Genomic DNA, 15,793 nt, shown 5'->3' with positions numbered 1-15,793 from the left:
CGGGGAACACCTAACCGGCGGAGGGCTCGCTCACGGCATCCCGCGCCAGAGCGGCCGGGCGAACCTTTCGCCTCTGGGATTGACGCCAGCCCAGCAGCAGACACGCCAGGGCGCCATACAGCAGCGCCAGCCCCCACAACTGCCACCAGTAGTGGGAGACCTGAGCAAACTCGGCCCCCATCTGGTTGAGGCGCAAAAACCCCTCGATGGCCGGGGTGCTCGGCACCCACTGGGCCAGCCAGTTGAGCGGCGCCGGAATGAGTTCCAGCGGCCAGATGAAGCCGGCCAGGAAGACCAGCGGCAAGGAGGATACAAGCACCACCTGGGTCGGCAGATCGCGCCGGGTAAAGAGGGCCCCCAGCGCGACGCCAAACCAGGTCGTGGCCAGCAGGAACGGCAGGGTGAACAACCAGAGTGCGGCCGGCTCGGCGGTGCGCGCGATGCCGTAGTGATCGAAGCAGAAGCCGAAGAAGTAGCTCACCGGCAGCACGAACAGCCCCCCCACCACCAGAGTTCGGGCCAGCAGCAGTGGCAGGACGGGCGCATCCTGCCAATAGCCTGACTCGCCGCGCTGGCTGCGCTGGTTCTGGGTCGCCCCCAGGATGCCGGTGCCCATCAGCAGCACCTGATGCAGGATCAGCACGAACACCGCCGGCACCACGTAGTTCACATAGCCCATGGTCGGATTGAACACCGACAGTACGTTGAGGGCCACCGCATTCCAACCCATGGCCGCCTGCGGCAGCGCCTCGCCGTGACTCAGCAGCCTGGCCACCTTGACCTGGGCGGCCAGGGTGCCGCCCGCCTGGGCCAGCCCCTCGGCGATGGTGCCGTAAACCAGGAAGTAGGAAGCATCGCCGGCATAGCTCAGGGTCACGCTCTTGCCCAGCATCAGATCCCGATAGAAGTGATTGGGGATGTGCAGGATCCCGCTCGCCTCACCAGCCATCATCCGCTGGCGAGCCTCATCCAGCGAGCTGGCCCGGGCCACCAGTTTTACCTGCGGCGTCGCATCGGCCATGAACTCCAGCTGACGGGAGAGCTGGCTACCATCCTCGTTGACCACCACCACCGCCTCTTCCCGCGGCAGCTGGTGCAGATAGGGCTGCGGATAGAGGAAGGAGTAGAAGAAGACGCCACCAAACAGGGTCAGCATGATGGCCCTGTCCGCCAGCAGGGTACGCAGCTCGAGGCGCAGCAGATCCCGGAATCCCATCATGGCTTGAGCTCCTCTTGTGACTGGGTCGTGCTCCCCTGTGCCCGGTAGCGGCGCACGACCAGCAGCAGGGGCAGCAGAAACAGCAGCAGGGCGCCGAACTGCGGCAGCGCTGCCGCCAGCGGTTGACCGTAGTTGGTCTGGCCGATCTGCAGCTCGACATAGTGAGAGATGGGCAGCAGGCTGCGCCAGAACTGGGCGAAATCCCCCATGGCGCTGACCGGAAAGGTGACCCCCATGAAGGCGAACCCCGGCGCCGTGTAGGCCCCCGCCAGCGACAGAGCCCGGGCTGGATCCCGGATGACGGCGTAGAAGAAGGCTCCCATGCTGACGCAGGCGGCCGAGGCCAGCCCCAACCCCACCGTCAGCATCAGCCAGCTGCCGTGCATGGGATAGGCAAAGCCCTTGAACAGCAACAGCGTCCAGAGCAGCCCCCAGCCCCAGCCGATCAGCACGTGGGGCAGCAGGGTTCGCCAGAGCCCGAACCAGACCCCTTTGGTGGTCCAGTCCAGTCCCAGCCGGTCGGTGCGGGCCAGCGCATTGAGTCCGTAGAGCACCACCAGGATCTGCCACACCGCAGGCAGGATGGCGCTCAGCAGAAACTGGGCATAACTGGCATTGAGGTTGTAGAGCGCCGTCACCTGACTGTTGATGGGCACCGCCTGGCCGAGCGCCCCGGGCAGCGCCTTGCCGTCAGCCATCGCCGTCAGCACGCCGACCTGGCCGTTGAGGGTTCCCACCACCTGGGCCAGCGCAGAGTTGACCAGCTTGGCGATCAGGATGAACTGGCCGTTGTTGAACACGGTGACCCGCGGCTGGGTGCCTTGCCTGGCATCCCGCTCGAGATGGTCAGGCAGCACGACCAGGGCGTAGATGTCGCCTCCCCGCAGGGCATTGGCCCCTTCAGCGATGGAGTCGAACTGTCGCGCGACCTTGAGCCCGGCGGAGGCATCCAGCGAATAGGCCAGCTGGCGCGACAGCACGCTCTGATCCAGATCCACCAGACCGACCTTGAGATCCCGCGCCAACCCGGCAGAGAAGATCCAGCAGAGGATCCCCATCAGCAGCAGGGGCAGCCAGCTTGCCAGTGCCCGGCCGAACGGATCCTGCCACAACAACCGCCATTCGCGTCCCATCAGAGCTCAACCAGCACGCTCATGCCGACCCGCAGCCCCTCGACCGGTTGCAGCGGGCGCGCCTCCACCTGGAAGCTCTTCATATCAAAGCCCTGGCGGGTGTCGGTGGCACGCCAGGTGGCGAAATCCCCCATCACAGCCACATGGGTCACCTTGAAACGCACAGTCTGATCGCCAAGACCGGGGATGCGGGCATCGAACTCGGTGCCCAGCGCAAAGCGGGGCAGCAGATCTTCGCTCACGTGGAACTGGGCCCAGGCATCGCTCATGTCGAGCAGGGTCACCACGGGGAAACCCTGCGGGGCCAGCTCGCCGCTACGCAGCAGCACCTGGGAGACTTCACCTGTATGGGGGCTATTGATGCGGGTGTCGGCCAGGTAGGCCTCCACTTCCGCCACCGAACCTGCCGCCATCTTGGCCTGCTCACGGGCCGCGATCTTGGTCTCTTCCCGCGCCCCTTCCAGGGTCATCTGATACTGCTGCCAGGCCATGCCTTCGCTGTACCTGGCCGCCTGCCAGGCCGTCCAGGCCTCATCGCGCTTTTGCAGCGGCATCACGCCATCCCGGTGCAGGCTGGCTATGCGCTCATAGGTCTTGCCGCGCAGCAAGGCGGCCGCCTTGGCCTTTTGCCACTGATCCTTGGCAGCGGCGATCTGTTGAGCACGCGCCCCTTTCTCGGCCTCTTCGGCCATGGCGCCTGCCGCGGCCTGACCCGCCTTGGCCTGGCTCAGTTTGGCTTCGATCTCGGGGCTTGCCAGGGTGAACACCAGCTGGTCCTTGGCCAGTTGATCCCCCTTCTTCACCAGCACCTCCTCGATGCGGCCCGCCACCTTGGAGGAGACGGAGTACTGCTGCGCCTCGATCTGCCCCTGCAGACGCACCGGCTCGGGTTGATAGGCCAGCCAGAAACGCCAGCCCAGCCAGATGACCAGCAGTACCAGCGCCAATGGCAGCAGCAGCGGCTTGCCTTGGCTCATCTTCTTCTTGATGGGGGGATGACTCATGAATTCACCTCGGCAAACGGGCGACCCTTGGCGGTCGAAACAGACATGAAAATGGGAGCAAGGCAGGCCGCGATCATGAGTTCACCTCGATCGCCTGCCCGTGCTGATACTGGTTGAAGCTGTTCATCTGCCCGGAAAGGGCCAGCAGACGCGCCAGCGAAATGACGTATTGATAAGCGGCAGCGGCGCGCTGGGTCTTGACCCCGGCCAGCTGGTTGCGGGCATCCACCACATCGAGGGAAGTGGAGAGCCCCTGCCCGAATGCCTTGTCCCTAAGCAGCACGTTCTCCTCGGCCAGCGCCTGGGTGGAAGAGAGCGACTGGAACTCCTCCAGCCCCTGCGCCGCCTCGCGCCAGGTCTTCTCGACCAGCAACTCCAGATCCTGGCGGGTCTTGGCCTGCAGCAGATTGACCTGCAGCTCGGCGCTCTTGGCCGCCTGTACCGTCTCGGAGCGGCCGTCACGGCTCACCAGCGGCATGCTGACACCCACCCCGACCAGCCAGTCCGGGGTGGTCTTGGAGGCCAGCGAGTCATCCTCATAGAGGTTGTAGTTACCATACAGGAACAGCTCGGGGGCGTACTTGCCCTTCTCCAGCTTGATCATCCCCTGCGCCTGCTCCTTCTTGGCCGTCAGCAACTTGAGGCCGGGGTGCACCGCCAGCGTCTCCTGCACGAAGGCTGCGAGTTCAGGCATCTGCGGATTGATGAAGAGCTGGGTATCGGGCTCCGCCTGCTTGAGCTTGAGCATGTGGCCGAGGGCCAGCTGGGCAATCTCCAGGCTGCGACGCGCCTTCTGGGTATCGATACGGGCCCGGTCATAGGCTGATTGGGCGGAGAGACGCTCAACCCGGGCGATCTGGCCCTGGGCTTCCAGCTTCTTGGCATGCTCCAGGTGGTGAGCCAGCCCCTGCTCGATCTCCTGCTTGGTCTGCACCACCTGGGCCGCCAGCACCACCCCGAAATAGGTCTGGGAGAGGCTCTCGAAGGTGGACTGCTGCTTGAGCACCAGCAACTGCTGCGCCTCGCTCACCTGGGCCTGGCGAATGTCCTGTGCCGCATCGATGCGACCACCGGTGAACAGCGGCCAGAGCATCTTGACCGAGCTGGTCACCACGTTCTGTTTGGTGAGGGGGGTGACGAAGTCATTGGGCGTCAGCTTGAGCGCCTGCATGATGGGCGCCAGTACCTTGCCGAACTCAGGATGACTGGCGATGGGGTTGAGGTCCATCATGTCCAGTTCCACCGGCTGATCGAGGTGGGTGTAGCTGGCCCCCACGTCCACCTTGGGCAGATACATGGCCTTGGCGGCTTCGCGCAGCTGTTGCGCCCGCTCAACCCCGGCCTGTTCCGCCGCCAGCCCGTCATCCTGTTGAATGACCCGGCTCCAGGCTTCGCTGAAACTGACCGTCTGAGCCTGGGCCGAGCCCAGCATGGCGCCAAGCAGACACGGGTAGAGAGATTTGATGAACCTTGCCGTCATACGTCCCCAATCTGTTTGTAATGAATTTGTTTGGAGTCTTTGCTCGATACAAGCTCGCTATCATAACGCAAACCCGTCCGGGATGGGGACAGGCAAATCATGGTCCCCCTCATCCAATTGGCCCTACCGCTTCGCTTCGACAATCTGTCCGATTTTCAAGCACTCCTGATTTTGCAAGCCTTGGCGCGACGTTTTTTTCAGAAAAAAATGGCTGACGCTCAAATACTAACCTTTTCTCCTGACTAAAAAATGCGTAATATACGCCGCCCTAAGCCGATGGTAACCGTGGAATGCAGATAGGTCCCCACACGCTTGAAACTCCCCTGATCGTGGCTCCCATGGCCGGTGTAACAGACCGACCATTCCGTGAACTTTGTTTGCGGCTGGGTGCCGGCATGGCCGTTTCCGAGATGCTGCTGGCCAACCCGGATGTCTGGGATACCCAGAAAACCCGGATGAGAATGGATCACTCTGCTGAAGGGGGCTTGCGATCGGTCCAGATTGCCGGAGCCGACCCCGAGATGATGGCGTTTGCCGCCCGCTACAACGTGGAGCAGGGCGCTCAGATCGTCGACATCAACATGGGATGTCCGGCAAAAAAAGTGAATAAGAAGCTGGCAGGTTCCGCCCTGTTGCGCCAACCCGACCTGGTCAGATCCATCTGCCGGGCCGTGGTGGACGCAGTGGACGTGCCTGTCACCTTGAAGATCCGCACAGGATGGGATCCGGATAACCGCAATGGCGAGGAGATCGCCCGAATCGCCGAAGATTGCGGTATCGCGGCCCTCGCCGTGCATGGTCGTACCCGTGCCTGTCTCTACAAGGGCGAAGCGGAGTACGACACTATCAGGGCGATTAAGCAGGCCGTATCGATTCCTGTTGTCGCCAATGGCGACATAGACAGCCCGGAGAAGGCCCGGTATGTCCTCGACTATACCGGTGTTGATGCCGTGATGATCGGCCGTGCTGCGCAAGGACGACCCTGGATTTTCCGGGAAATCCGTCATTTTCTTGAGACGGGCACCAAGCTGCCACCTCCCGACAGGGAAGAGGTTCGCACCCTGATGAACGAGCATGTAACCAACCTGCACCAGTTTTATGGTGCATATCTGGGAGCGCGCATTGCCCGTAAACATGTGGGCTGGTATCTGGATGAAGAAGAGACGGGCCGAGAATTCCGTAAGCACTTCAATGCCCTGGATTGTGCAGACGCACAACTCGAGGCACTCGAAGCGTATTTCGATGGATTAGGTTAACGCATAACTAAAGAGCCGACCGAATATGTTCGAACAAACCCTGACTTCTGATGCATTGGTAACAACTACTCACAATCACGCTGCCGAGCCGACCCAGCGCCCCCTGCGTGACTCTGTGCAACAGGCCCTGCGTAACTACCTGGCCCAGTTGAACGGTCAGGAAGTGATTGATCTGTACGATATGGTTCTCTCCGAAGTCGAAGCTCCCATGCTGGACGTGATCATGCAGTACACTCGTGGCAACCAGACTCGCGCTGCCGTGATGATGGGGATCAACCGCGGTACTCTGCGCAAGAAACTCAAGCGCTACGGCATGAACTAAAGATATGTGATGTAACCAATTGATTTTAAAGGCACACTAACCAACGTTAGGGTGCCTTTTTTCATTTAACCCCCAGTTAAACCCCCAATCCAGAATTAGCACCCAACAATTAGCCAGTGGGTTAATATGAAACCCATCCAATCGGCTCAGGTGGTGAAAATGGAATCTTTCGGTGTGTTACTGGGGGTTGTGCTGCTGTACTTCATCCCGCTATTTGTTGCTGTGGTCAGAGGGCATCGAAACGCAACGGCAATTGCAGCTCTCAATTTCTTATTGGGCTGGACGGTCTTAGGCTGGATCGGCTCTCTTGTCTGGGCATTGACGGCCAACACTGAACCCGCCACAAAATAGAAAGCCCCTCGCGGGGCTCATGTCTGCTTACCAAGGGGAAAGCGCCTAGAGGGTGATATAACCCCACTGTTGCCAAGTCTCCTCTGGCGCATAGGGCACCGCTTCCGGCTTGGTGTGCTTTTGCAGGGCATAAAACTTCAGCTTAACCTCTTGCAGCGACCCTTTGAGGTTGTCAGGCAAGCACTGGATGGAGCCATGGCGGCTATTCCAGTTTCTTCGGCGTGGGCTTACCTGCCACTCAATCAGCGCATCAAAGGCGCGGCGCATGTCGGCGAGTTGGTAACAGTCCAGCCGCTGATGTTCGGCTAGTGCCCGTTCAAATTCTCGGCGGCTTGAAAGTGTTATCTCTAATGGCTTCATGCTCTGCCCTGGCTATCAATGCCCCCTCTCGGGGCGGTTCAGTATCGTGCGGCATCCATCTTCGCGGTGGCGCTGGCCTGTACCAGGTGCGGGGCATGAGCACGGCCAATGGCTTGCACCAAAGATTCCTGCATCTGCTCGGCAAAGCTAATGAGCCCTCGCCGTTCGCTCTCCAGCTTGGCGAGCAGCTCGGTGGTGTCATAGCCAACCAGTAAGGCCGTCAGCTTGCCCTGCACAGTGCCAACCCAATGCTCGTCGCCACCCTTAACAACCTCTAACAGTGCTTGCAGCGCCCCTTGGTCGTCGCCACACTCGGCCAGCAGGTCGCTGGCGTGAACCTTGCCGATGCGCTTGGCAAAATCGACCAGCCTCCCCATATCAGGGCCACATGCCGGACGCTTCAGTTTGTCGCTGGATACCTTGAGGGTTTCGGCATCAATGCGCTCAATCTCCTTGGTCAGCTCGGGAAACTCGGTCGGGACTGCTGCAAGTGCTTTCAGAAGCGCCTTATTCCCCTCGGCCTGTACCTTGGTTGCAATGATCACTACCTCGTCACGAATGGCTTCCATGACGGCCTGATTGCCTTCTGGCATGGCTGGCACGTGAACTGGTTTCGGCTCGCACTGCTGCTGGTAGTATTTCAGGACGAATGATTCAATCTTCATTTATAATGCCTCTGCATCGAACGTAAATAATTGAGTGAGTGCGGGGCCTATTGCTGGCCCCTTTTATTTGCCGCCAAGAGTTATCCGGCCAATTAGCGTCGATCGCCAGTTATTCAGGCAATTCTTCATAGATATAGTTTGCGCGGTATTGCGCCCCAACGTCGCCGCCAAGGCTATTACCAGCAGTGTAACTCTCGCCAGCGACCTTTCGGCGAAGCTCATTCAATTCGCGAATGGCACTATCGATCTCTCCTAGAACTTCTTGACGGGATTTCTCATTGGCAATGATAGATGTCGCCTTATTCAGGCTATTAAGGATGGTGTTATTCATAATCAGATCTCTTATTTATGGTTTGTGTGTGGCTTAGTTGCCAAAGGTGCTGCGCGATTAGTTAAAAAGTAATAAAAGCGGCGTCTCTTATTCACCTTTTGCCGCCTCCATTTCTCGAATCTTTGCCTTCATTGAATCGGCGATCTCGACGAAATGCCCGCCTGCCTGCGGATAGCTATCCAGCAAGCCAACCAGCGGCCCAAGCAGGTCGCGCACGGCGTCAGGCGTAAGATCCCCGTTTCGTCCGGCCTGTATCACCTGGTCAGGGAATCCGAGATAGTAGCCATCCTTGCCTTTCACCAGCTTGAAGAATGAAAGCCCGACCAGCTCCTTTAAATTCTTAGTGAGGTGAATTACAAACTCCCCCAAGAATTGCGCGGTTAGGGTGTCGGTTTTGCTGCGTTCTGCCAGACTGCGCCAATAGTTCGCTTCACTTCCATATGCCGCAATAAGGGCCTCGGTTACTAACCGTTTATTACTGCGGCGCCCGAGTGGGCGACCGTGTGGATTACCGCTGTAACCTTTTTTGAAAGTCATATTTACCTCAACATGAGAGCGGCGATCAGGACTTCAAAAGCTCTTGCGGTGTCATTCGATAGCCAACCGATTAGAAACATCGCTAGCCAATCCAATTTGATAATGAAGTCGCCGCCTTGATCGTCATTGTGATTCATAAGGGCGCTTGTTTATTTGCTTGATAAAACGATTATAACTTACACAAAGGCCACACCAAAGCAAAAATCATGCCAACTAGACAAAATAATTTGTAAGAGGGCGGGACTTCTCAAAACTTAAGGGGGAACCTAATAAAACCTGAAGTTCAAATTCAGCTTACAAGTGTGTGCTGGTTTTCGGATGTCAGTAGGCCAGCAATCGGGGTGTGGTCGATATGCCGGAATGAGCGCTCACGCAAAGCTAATGGGACGTTCCAATAATGGGGTATCCACATGGCTAGCCAGAGGTAGGGGATTGCAGGTGCGGGAGTGTAGGGGGTCGCAGCTTCCACTAAACGGGCGTAAAAAACCCGCCTCAGTGGGCGGGCTCATCATCTATTTCTAGCTTTCGCTATTTCTCACACCCTTGCAGGGTTGTATCAATGATTTGGTCGCCCTCGACTCGCAATCCAATCGAGCCGAACAGGAAGGCATGATTCAGTTGGGTTACAACCACATCAGTCAAACCCACAGTGCATTTATCTTGCTCAATGGCACGATCCATCGCTGTTTTGACATTGGGGATGCCAAGTGGGAACAGAACCACGGGATAGCTATCCTCACCTGTTACACGCTTACCCTTAACGAACTTAGCGCCGTTGATGTTGTAATTCTTGGTGCTGCCCACAGTCATATCAGCAACGCGCACAGTACAGCCTGACAGCACGGCAATAGATAGGATGGACACTGCTACTAGCTTTTTCATTTAAGACCCCATTTCAAAAACGGGAAAAATAACATGACTATCATGAGGGAGCCATTGGATTCTCAACCCCCCTGCCAGGGTTCGGTATGGACTGCTCATTAGTGAGCAGTGATCCCAGCCGCCCGAACCTCATGGCACCACTGAAAACATGCGGGTGAAGTTGACACATTGGGGGCTATGCTGGGGGTTATCGCCATCGGTGCACTATGGACTTGCCGCAAAGCCAATCACAGCGAGGGCTAGCAAGAATTAAAGCAGTTCTTGACCACTTACCTGATCATGCATTCGAAAGAATGGTGAGATGAAGGGGCTATCTATTTTCTCTCATTTTTTTTGTGTATCTCACGATCCGTTTATCCCAATCGCCAGACCAACCGAGCCCCTGCGCTTGTATGCAAAGGTCAATTGCTCTCTGATACTGATATAAATTTGAAAGAATTATAGACAATTGCTGATACCCTCTGTGAGATGGTAATGGATAACCATACTCTATAAGCAACTTCTTGGCTGACATGTCAGCAACCCTAATTTGCAGATCACATGCTGTAATTGTTGGTTCAAGACCGATAAGGTGCCTATTTTTGTAATAGACTCTTATTTCACTGTCATGTAAAAAATGAATATCTAATGCTGACGTGCCAGGCGTTATAAGGCTCTTTGCCTTTGCAAATAACTTCATGCATAAATCGAGATGCTCACTATCCTTTAACCAGCTAGCAATTCCATAAAGCAGAGGGATCGGTTCCTCTGTAGTCCATGATATATCCCCCTCAGTCAATAATTCTGATGATGACCCCATAGGGTTATAGTTAGCAAGAATGATGCCCCTATCTTCGTGAGACAGCTCATTTAGCCACCAGTCGGTAAGGCCGAGATAACCGATGCTCCCCTTAATATTTTCCATGTTTTTTCCTGTGGCACATTGGTGCAGATTACATAGTAAGTGATGGAAATATAATAGCCAATAGATAGCCACGGGGTCTGGCTACCTATAGACCTCGCTACGACTGGGCTAGAGCAATAATAGCCATGATAGCCATGGGGTAGTCCGTGCATGTATATAGCTAGGAAAGTGTGACTTGATGCGGGCGCATGTTAGATATTTGGTTTTTAGAGTGTGTGGGGGTATGGCTATTTGGCTATTATTCAACGAAACCCAATGCTGGCGCGGGTTATAGCCAGCCATGGTGCATGGCTATCATAGCCAAATGATGGCTATCTAAGCCAAGACGGTGGGAATATTTCCCCTCCGGCATATTTCCTTTTGGCTTCCCTATCTGGCGATCAGGCACAAAAAAGCCCCCGTAATTGGGGGCGGTTTGCTTATGCTGCTCTCATCATCACTGGGGGCTCATATCCAGCAGCGAAAAGCATCGATACTGGCTTGCGTCCGGCGGTTCTCTCAAGCCTTATGAGGTCGCCAGATCTTATTGCTGCATCAATCGCGGCGTGTACCCTTTTGGTTGCTTCTTCGCCATATCCTTTAAACTCGGCTCGCTTGCGCATGTACTGGGCAACGGTGGATGACGGGACTCCTTTCCCTCCTTGTTTGGTTACATAACCAATGACCGATTCAACCTCTACGCTTTTGCCAGCAATACCGCCCTTTTCTATGGCCTGTTTCATGCAATTAAGCGACCATCGCGCTACCTTAACCCCAACCTCTACCCATTCGTCAGAGATTACTGGGGACACCTCGCGGCCATTCATCAAGCAATCGAACACATGAAGCACAGCGGCGAACTTGGCAACCCTGTAATCGCTCTTGCTTGCGGCACCTTGAAGAAGGCCGTAGCCATATGCCCCATCGTTTCTGAGTTGCGGCTCAATCTCGGAGTCCATGAACTCGGCCACCATGTCAAAACCTACATTCGACAAAGTTAGATTCGGCATGTCCTGCCAGTGTCTTACAGTGCCAAGGCTCTTGGCTCTGTCTCGCGCCTTGGCTACCAACTTGGTAATGGCCTGCTCATAGGAGTATGAAAGCTCTTCATTTACGCGCTGGCGCACTTTGCCACGCTTGCGATAGCCAAGAAGGCTAGGCTCATCGATCATAATGAATCGCTCCGCTACCCCAGTGCCATCGCTTGAAGTTGCCACGGTCTCAATTACGCCTGACTGGGTGACACAACAAGCGGCACCGTGAACATATCCGGTATAACCCTCCCGAGTGACGCGCAACGTTGCGGCACGTTCACCGCAAAAGCCAGCCAGTATGGCCCCGTTGTTCACTGGCTTTCCGCCCTGACTGTATGCGCCGCCAATGAGGCTGTTTGCTAGGTTCTGCTCATCACTAGCGGCAAAGAAGCTCCCATCAGTGCGTGTTAGTGCGCCATCCAGTGCCTCTGGGGTTGTATCCCTAAGACTGGTAGCCAACAAGCGGAACTGACGTTGATCTTCCTCGTCTTTTGCATCGTTATAGCTGCTTGCCCATTTCTTAATCTCTGCGTTAGCTTCGCTCCGCTCATCGTCTAACACGTCCAGGAACTTTGAGAAGATCGCACTCTTGCCAGATCCTGGTGGCTGGGCTATCAGCGAATATATTCCAGTACAGATCGGCTTTGCGTGATCATTGAACTTCACACGGTAAACGTCACTGATAGCCGAACTGGCAATCGTGCAAGCTGCAAGTACGGCGCTGTCCCTTGGGAACTGTACGACACCAGCCATTGAGATAGCCAAATCAACCAGAGGGTGTCCGCGCATTATCTCGGAAAGCTCACCAGCATCTAGCTTGGAAGGGCTTATTACCTCGGCATGTTCTTCGCGCTTGGCTGAAACCCCAACACTAAGCTCATTGTCGATCAGCTCGTCATATGATGATTTGCTCATGCTGCCACCCCTTCAAAAGCCATGCGGGCAGCCTGTTCGGTTGCTACAAGCATTGCTCCGGCCAACGCTGCTGGATAGTCGGCTGGGCGGGTAAAACCTTGCGCCTCGCACTGCTCACCAACCCATTTGTTTGTGTAGCTTCCGCAAGGATTGAGCGGGTACTCACAGTGCCCCACGGTATGGGTGAAGAATGCCATTCCATCATCGGCAAATCGGGTAGAGCAACCCGCCGCTTTGATGATTTCGTGCATCTGCTCGGGGTTTACTGGGTGGAGTGAGCGGCGAACCTGAATCACTCGCTGGTAGTTGACACTGCCTTGGTTCCTGTTAATATCAGTCATATAAGCATCTCTAATATTTTGACAGGGCAACCGCCAAGAAGACCTGTCGAGATTGAAGAATTGTTACAAGAACTCCCTGCATATGCGGGGATTTTTTTTGTCTGATGTTTGGCTCGCTGTTGTTTTCCTGCTTGTTTAGCCCCCTTAGTTTCCATTGATAAAGCTCATAACGTCCTGCTCTCGCCAGCGGTTGAGGCTTCCCATTTTGATCGGTGCGGGGAACGTTCCGGCCTTTCGCCATGCCCACAAGGTTGCTCGGCAAACCTGCAACATCTCACAAATTTGTTTCTCGGTCATCATCTTAATCATATTGGCCTCGTTCTTGCTTGGTTGTTTCAATAGTTGTGATTATAAAGCCACAAATTCATAGGTCAACGCAACTAAGCACCAATAATCAAGGTGTCAACTATTCACATTCACCCCAAAACATAGCATTTTGAGGCCATTCCCTTCACCTCTGATGATCAGGCATCCTGTCAACTAGCCCCCGTTGCGTAACAAAACTTGCCATTTATTGTTATTTTCAGTGCCCACAAAAAAACCCGCCTAAGCGGGTCTAGTTGTCGGGAGAATTTTCACATTGTCAGCCCTTAGCGCATCAAGGCGAACCAGCCATAGGCTTAGCGCGTCCGCCTTTTCATCGAGATAGTGGGCACGATTGTAGATCCCAGCAACCCCGCCCAGGGTGTGCCCCAGTTCGCTCTCAATAACGTGCGGGGCAATCCCTAGATTTGCCCAGCCAGTGGCAACCGTCCGCCGTATATCGTGCGCGGTGAATGACTCGGCAATGCCTGCTCGCTTGTAGATTCCTCGGCACCATGCACTAACAGCTTCAACCTGTTTTAGCTCACCCAGCACACAACAGGATGGCTTGTTATGGTCTATGACGGCCATCAGCCAGTCTTTCAACTCTGCGGGAATTGGCCTGACAATCTCCTTTCCCGTTTTGCTGCTCTCCTTCGGCACTGTCCAGACCATTGTTTTAAAGTTGAAGTGCTTCGGCTCTGCCTGTCGAATCTCCCCGCTCCTGCATCCGAATATGAGATTGAGCGCCACAAAAAGCCGATAGTAGTCGTTGGCATGTATCCCCTGAAAGTCGCCCAGCCAGCGCACAAGACTTTGCAGCTCGCCCCAATCCCTACCATCATGGCTAATCAGAGTCCGTTCACGCTTCTCTGCTCTCTTGCCTCCAACATCCTCAACGGTCAGGTGTTCAATCTCGGCATAGTCAAAGTCATATTTAAGGCGGCGGCAACGCTGCAAAGCCTGCTTGACCATCTGGAGCGTATAGGCGGCAGCAACTGGCGCGGGTCGGCTTAGGCTCTTGTTTGTGCTCCTGAAACATTCCAGCCAGTGCGCTTGCTTCATACCAGACAGCGGCGAATCTCCATGCCAAGGGTAAATCCACTTGTTGAACTGCTGTCGATGCTTGATGGCGTTCTTGCGCTTCTCTAATGCGTAGTCATCAAGCCATTGATCAAGCGCCTGCCTGACAGTGATGGGGGCAAGTGTCTGCGCCCGCTGCATCTTCAATTCATTGGCGGGATCTAGGCCCTGCTCTAGCCACGCGCTGCACTGGTCGCGCTTCTCATTGGCCTGTTTGAGCGTCAGCCCTGCCTTGCCATAGGCACCAAGTTTCAGATCTCGCTGCTTGCCCATCACGCTATATCGGAAGATGAAAGTCACCTTTCCGGTGGGGTAGTGGTAGGCATAGAGCCCGCCATCGCCTGCGTGTTTCTTCGGCCTCTTCCCCTCGAACTGCTTTAGCCCCTTCAACTTCGTATCAGTCAGCGCCATCATTAACCCCCAAGCCAACACCCAGAAAATTTCTGAATACAAGCCTACGGAGATGAACAAGATTAAGCAAGTGGCGCCACAAACACCCACTAAAAACAGCGACTTACAAGACAACAACAAACGTGCCTACACCACCACAAACGCAAACCAAGTTCCTACGGCATGAACTGATTTCAGTCATCCTGCTGCAGTGCAGACGAAGGCGTATCCCAGCGATGGGATACGCCTTTTTCTATGGACGACGTTTATCTTCTCACTCCACCGCCAGCTTGATGCCAAGCCCCACGAACAAACCTCCCATCACACGGTTGAGCCAGGTAATCAGTCTTGCAGGCAGCCTCACCTTGCGACTCGCATAGGCGGTCGAGAAAGCCAGCAGATGACACCAGATCATGCCGTTGAAATTGAAGATGCAGCCCAGCACGATGAATGCCAGCGCTTTTTGCGGTGCATCTGGCGCAATGAACTGGGGCACAAAGGCGAGGAAGAACAGGGCCACCTTGGGGTTGAGCACATTGGTCAGTAACCCTTGCCGGAAGATCCGGCCATAGGAGAGCACAGGCAGGGACACAGCCTCTTCAGCCGATACCCGGCCTCCCCCCCCTTGCCTGAACATGGATAAACCGAGATAGACCAGATAAAGCGCGCCCATCAACTTGATGACGGCAAACAGCTCGGCCGAGGCGCTCAGCAGAGCGGACAACCCCAACGCAGCAGCCAGCACATGCACCATGGTGCCAGTTCCTATCCCCAGTGCCGCCATGGAGCCTGCCCGCCAGCCCTGGGAGCCGCTGCGCAGCATGATGAGCAGGGAATCGGGCCCCGGCATCATGTTCAACAGCAGGCCTGACAGGATAAACAACGCCAGATCGTGGATCCCCAACATACACAGCTCCCTTGTCGATGAAGTTCACAGTCTAAGGATCCCGCAGCCCTTGTCATCCCCAGCCGGGGCAATAGTGATCATCAACAAAAAGAATGGCCATCCTGTTGTGTCATCAGGATCTTGGCTAACGAATAGCAGAGTAACAGCGGGGAAGAACTGCTGAAAAAGAGCAGGATATATGCCTTATAGGGCTTGAATGGCAGTTGGGGTTGTCAATATAGGTGGAGACCAATTGAATCCAGAAAGGGAGGAATAACACTGGAAACTGTGCAGGCATGGCTGAATATCAGGCAATAAAAAAGCCCGCTCAGATGAGCGGGCTTCTTCAATTGGGTGCCTGGCAGTGTCCTACTCTCGCATGGCGAATGCCACACTACCATCGGCGCTACAGCGTTTC

General features: G+C 55.7%; 18 protein-coding genes. 3 read left to right on the top strand and 15 right to left on the bottom strand.

Annotated elements, in window-relative coordinates; all coding sequences use genetic code 11:
* Nucleotides 1-10: 10 nt before the first annotated feature.
* From ACB033_RS22385 to ACB033_RS22370, 4 genes are all read right to left on the bottom strand, one after another.
* Entirely contained in the window at nucleotides 11-1,219 is a 1,209-nt protein-coding gene (locus ACB033_RS22385) for an ABC transporter permease (RefSeq protein WP_139726428.1), read from the bottom strand.
* The gene (locus ACB033_RS22380) at nucleotides 1,216-2,352 is read right to left on the bottom strand and encodes an ABC transporter permease (protein WP_126882547.1); all 1,137 of its coding nucleotides are present in this window, start codon (nucleotides 2,350-2,352) and stop codon (nucleotides 1,216-1,218) included. The genes ACB033_RS22385 and ACB033_RS22380 overlap by 4 nt, the downstream gene beginning before the upstream one ends.
* Nucleotides 2,352-3,356, bottom strand: coding sequence for an HlyD family secretion protein (locus ACB033_RS22375; protein WP_139726430.1), 1,005 nt, complete (start codon nucleotides 3,354-3,356; stop codon nucleotides 2,352-2,354). The genes ACB033_RS22380 and ACB033_RS22375 overlap by 1 nt, the downstream gene beginning before the upstream one ends.
* Nucleotides 3,357-3,429: 73 nt before the next feature.
* Nucleotides 3,430-4,788, bottom strand: coding sequence for a TolC family protein (locus ACB033_RS22370; RefSeq protein WP_017763945.1), 1,359 nt, complete (start codon nucleotides 4,786-4,788; stop codon nucleotides 3,430-3,432).
* Between the two features lie 338 nt (nucleotides 4,789-5,126).
* On the opposite strand from ACB033_RS22370, the gene dusB reads away from it, so the two are divergent.
* The 3 genes from dusB (at nucleotide 5,127) to ACB033_RS22355 (ending at nucleotide 6,765) form a co-directional block, all read left to right on the top strand.
* Nucleotides 5,127-6,092, top strand: a complete 966-nt coding sequence (dusB, locus tag ACB033_RS22365) for a tRNA dihydrouridine synthase DusB (RefSeq protein ID WP_005309541.1) — start codon at nucleotides 5,127-5,129, stop codon at nucleotides 6,090-6,092.
* A 25-nt stretch (nucleotides 6,093-6,117) separates the two neighbouring features.
* The gene (gene fis / locus ACB033_RS22360) at nucleotides 6,118-6,414 is read left to right on the top strand and encodes a DNA-binding transcriptional regulator Fis (protein ID WP_005309538.1); all 297 of its coding nucleotides are present in this window, start codon (nucleotides 6,118-6,120) and stop codon (nucleotides 6,412-6,414) included.
* Nucleotides 6,415-6,540: 126 nt separating this feature from the next.
* Entirely contained in the window at nucleotides 6,541-6,765 is a 225-nt protein-coding gene (locus tag ACB033_RS22355) for a superinfection immunity protein (RefSeq protein ID WP_371140772.1), read from the top strand.
* A 45-nt stretch (nucleotides 6,766-6,810) separates the two neighbouring features.
* Here ACB033_RS22355 and ACB033_RS22350 read toward each other — a convergent pair whose 3' ends face one another.
* The 11 genes from ACB033_RS22350 to ACB033_RS22300 all read right to left on the bottom strand — a co-directional run bounded on the left by ACB033_RS22350 (nucleotide 6,811) and on the right by ACB033_RS22300 (nucleotide 15,396).
* A complete protein-coding gene (locus ACB033_RS22350; RefSeq protein WP_371140771.1) occupies nucleotides 6,811-7,125 on the bottom strand; it encodes a hypothetical protein in 315 nt (104 codons plus the stop codon).
* Nucleotides 7,126-7,163: 38 nt separating this feature from the next.
* Entirely contained in the window at nucleotides 7,164-7,790 is a 627-nt protein-coding gene (locus ACB033_RS22345; RefSeq protein WP_371140770.1) for a hypothetical protein, read from the bottom strand.
* A 109-nt stretch (nucleotides 7,791-7,899) separates the two neighbouring features.
* On the bottom strand, nucleotides 7,900-8,121 hold the full coding sequence (locus ACB033_RS22340) for a hypothetical protein (protein WP_371140769.1): 222 nt from the start codon (nucleotides 8,119-8,121) through the stop codon (nucleotides 7,900-7,902).
* An 87-nt stretch (nucleotides 8,122-8,208) separates the two neighbouring features.
* Nucleotides 8,209-8,658, bottom strand: a complete 450-nt coding sequence (locus tag ACB033_RS22335; RefSeq protein WP_371140768.1) for a hypothetical protein — start codon at nucleotides 8,656-8,658, stop codon at nucleotides 8,209-8,211.
* Between the two features lie 528 nt (nucleotides 8,659-9,186).
* Nucleotides 9,187-9,540: a hypothetical protein gene (locus ACB033_RS22330; protein WP_371140767.1), complete on the bottom strand. Its 354-nt coding sequence runs from the start codon at nucleotides 9,538-9,540 to the stop codon at nucleotides 9,187-9,189.
* Nucleotides 9,541-9,850: 310 nt separating this feature from the next.
* Complete coding sequence (locus tag ACB033_RS22325; protein WP_371140766.1) at nucleotides 9,851-10,444, bottom strand: hypothetical protein; 594 nt, start codon at nucleotides 10,442-10,444, stop codon at nucleotides 9,851-9,853.
* A 419-nt stretch (nucleotides 10,445-10,863) separates the two neighbouring features.
* Entirely contained in the window at nucleotides 10,864-12,372 is a 1,509-nt protein-coding gene (locus tag ACB033_RS22320) for a DUF3987 domain-containing protein (protein WP_371140765.1), read from the bottom strand.
* Nucleotides 12,369-12,713, bottom strand: a complete 345-nt coding sequence (locus tag ACB033_RS22315) for a hypothetical protein (protein ID WP_371140764.1) — start codon at nucleotides 12,711-12,713, stop codon at nucleotides 12,369-12,371. The genes ACB033_RS22320 and ACB033_RS22315 overlap by 4 nt, the downstream gene beginning before the upstream one ends.
* 144 nt (nucleotides 12,714-12,857) lie before the next feature.
* Complete coding sequence (locus tag ACB033_RS22310; protein WP_227273058.1) at nucleotides 12,858-13,022, bottom strand: AlpA family transcriptional regulator; 165 nt, start codon at nucleotides 13,020-13,022, stop codon at nucleotides 12,858-12,860.
* A gap of 237 nt (nucleotides 13,023-13,259) precedes the next feature.
* A complete protein-coding gene (locus tag ACB033_RS22305; protein WP_371140763.1) occupies nucleotides 13,260-14,570 on the bottom strand; it encodes a tyrosine-type recombinase/integrase in 1,311 nt (436 codons plus the stop codon).
* Nucleotides 14,571-14,763: 193 nt separating this feature from the next.
* Nucleotides 14,764-15,396, bottom strand: a complete 633-nt coding sequence (locus ACB033_RS22300) for a LysE family translocator (protein WP_017783353.1) — start codon at nucleotides 15,394-15,396, stop codon at nucleotides 14,764-14,766.
* Between the last annotated feature and the right edge of the window lie 397 nt (nucleotides 15,397-15,793).

Source organism: Aeromonas sp. S15(2024), from assembly GCF_041402265.1.
Classification (GTDB): domain Bacteria; phylum Pseudomonadota; class Gammaproteobacteria; order Enterobacterales; family Aeromonadaceae; genus Aeromonas; species Aeromonas dhakensis.
Note: the sequence above shows the minus strand (reverse complement) of the source record. Positions and strands in the feature narration are given on the sequence as shown.